This window comes from Flavobacterium sp. (assembly GCF_029242675.1).
Classification (GTDB): domain Bacteria; phylum Bacteroidota; class Bacteroidia; order Flavobacteriales; family Flavobacteriaceae; genus Flavobacterium.
Genome location: NZ_JAQWTM010000269.1, coordinates 1 through 2,162, shown reverse-complemented (window position 1 = coordinate 2,162; position 2,162 = coordinate 1). Strand labels below are relative to the sequence as shown.

The window sequence follows — 2,162 nt, the reverse complement described above, 5'->3', positions numbered from 1 at the left end:
TTTAGCCGTTTGTTCACCTTTCAATTCAATATTTAAAACTGCACGCCTGTCAATAACTTCAATTACTTCTTGTAATGTGGGAATCTGGTATTTGTCTGCGACTAAAAGTTTTCTGAGCTCATCAAATTGTAATGCTTCTATTTTTCCTGTACTATTAGTGATGCGTTCTAAATTGTCGTCATGAAAAACGACAACTTCCCCAGTTCGAATTTTAAAAATGTCAATCTCAATCATGTCTGCTTTTAACGCTATCGCTTTTTTAATCGAGGGAATGGTGTTTTCTACTTCATAACCCATTGCACCCCTATGACCACACACAACAAATTTGCTTGAAGAACAACCGTAACTAGCGGACAAGATAATAAGCGACAGGAAAATTTTTATAGAACTAGACATAAATACCATTTTTAATTTTTTTCGAAGATAACACTCGCACAAAAATCAGCTTTTAAAATAGTATTAAATGATTGTTATTTCAAACATCTTCTAAATATAAATTAGAGATAAATTTATTTACAATTACTTTATATATGGTAACCTACTCTGACTCTTTTAACCGTTTTATTTAACGTAGCATGACATTATTGATAGCCTTTTCGTAATAAAAGTAGTTAAGATTTTAAATTTCTTTGTCGAATCAAAATTCTAATTAAATCTTTATGAAACAGCTTAGACTTCTAGCTATTATTTTATTGCTTGCTTTAATAAATTCTAAAGCAATCGCTCAAACCACACAAGCATCCATATCAGGAGTTGTTTTAGACGAAAAATCTAAAACTATTAAAGATGCTATAATCGTCATTAAAAACGAGTCAACCGGATTTACCACAAATTCACTTTCAAATTTTAAAGGTATTTTTACTTTTAAAGAATTGCCTCTAGGGGGACCTTATACTATTACTACAAACTATGCTAATTATGGTGAGCAGCAAAGAACAGGCTACATGCTAAACCAGGGAGACAATATCAATGTCGAAATAGTCATGCAAGATAATGTTCAAAATTTAGAAGTAGTAGAAGTTATTAGCCGAGGGTTAAAAAATAAAACTAGAAATTTAGGTGCATCAACAGCAATTACTTCTAAACTTATAAATGCCCTACCAGTCAATGGAAGAAATTTTACAAGTTTGATGGATTTATCTCCCTTAAGTAAAGGGGGGAATATCTCAGGCCAACTAGCATCTTCAACAAATTATACCTTAGACGGTATGAATGCTAAAAATCCAACATCTGCAGGATCTACAACGAGCCGCAGTGGTGCGCCCTACTCTATTTCTATAGAAGCTGTAAGAGAATTTAAGGTAGTAACAAATGAGTACGATGTTAGTTATGGTAGAAGTGGCGGTGGAACTGTAAGCGCGGTAACAAAATCTGGAACAAACGAATTCTCAGGTAGTGTTTTTGGATACAATAGAGCTGATTGGTTGTCGAGCCCTTATGACATTAGAGGAAATAAACGACAAAATGATTTTTCTACGGCTCAATACGGAGTTACATTTGGCGGACCAATAGTTAAAGACAAACTTCACTTTTTTGTAGCTTGGGATCATCAACGCGACCTGAGACCCTTGATTATAGCAGATGTGCAATCAGCAGATGACGAACTTCGATTTAATATCAATAAGTCAACGCTAGATAATTTTGTTACTATCGCACGCGACAAATATGGAGTAGCAAATTCCGAACAATATGGAACTTTCGATAAAAAAAGAAATTCTGACGCATTATTTGCTCGTTTAGACTGGCAAATTAATAGTAATAACTTACTAACTGTGCGTGATAATTACACCTACGATAATAATAAATTGGGATTACAAGACAACACCACAATAAGCTTGTACGAATCATTTGGAAATGATTTAAATATTGACAACAGCATTCTTGCTTCGTTGAGAACAAAGGTGAATGAAAAAATAACTAATGAATTAAAAGTACAGCATCTTTACACCTATCAAGATAGTAGCCCAGGAGATCAATTACCTGCTTATAATATTCCTCGTGCTGTAGTTGAAAATGTGGGCTCTACGATAGATGGAGCAATTAAAACAACAAACATACAAATAGGTGGTCATCGATTTGCTCAAGAAAGCTTTACTAATAACGTTTTTCAGGTAGTAGACAATTTATATTATAATACTGATAAAATCAAATACACATTTGGT

The 2,162-nt window shown here is 33.4% G+C and carries 2 protein-coding genes; one reads left to right on the top strand and one right to left on the bottom strand.

What is annotated here, in order from left to right:
- A partial coding sequence (locus P8M54_RS09945) for a glycerophosphodiester phosphodiesterase family protein (RefSeq protein ID WP_300287671.1) occupies positions 1-396 on the bottom strand: 396 nt, incomplete at its 3' end.
- Between the two features lie 263 nt (positions 397-659).
- Here P8M54_RS09945 and P8M54_RS09940 point away from each other — a divergent pair.
- Positions 660-2,162 (top strand): carboxypeptidase-like regulatory domain-containing protein (locus P8M54_RS09940; RefSeq protein WP_300287670.1); only part of this gene is annotated, 1,503 nt, incomplete at its 3' end.